This window comes from Halorubrum sp. SS7 (assembly GCF_005435055.1).
GTDB classification, from domain to species: Archaea; Halobacteriota; Halobacteria; order Halobacteriales; family Haloferacaceae; genus Halorubrum; species Halorubrum salinarum.
Window position 1 is genome coordinate 1 of the sequence record NZ_SGXV01000561.1, and the last position, 255, is coordinate 255.

Consider the following 255-nt stretch of genomic DNA (forward strand, 5'->3'; position numbering starts at 1 on the left):
ATCCCCGCGCCGAAGAAGAACCCGACGAACTTCTTCGATCCGACGGCGCGCTCGACGAGCGGGCCGAAGAACAGGATCACGATGCTGTTGCCGATGATGTGGAACAGCTGTCCGGGCGCGTGCGAGAACACGGACGTCACCCACGTCCAGACGTTCGCGATCGCCTCCGACCGGAGTACGAACAGCGTGTTGTGGAGCGCCTCCCCGCCGACGAACAGCGTGACCCACTGCGCGATAAACGTCACCCACATCGCC

The 255-nt window shown here is 63.9% G+C and carries 1 protein-coding gene; it reads right to left on the bottom strand.

What is annotated here, in order from left to right:
* Positions 1–255 (bottom strand): rhomboid family intramembrane serine protease (locus EXE44_RS19135; RefSeq protein WP_137718120.1); only part of this gene is annotated, 255 nt, incomplete at both ends.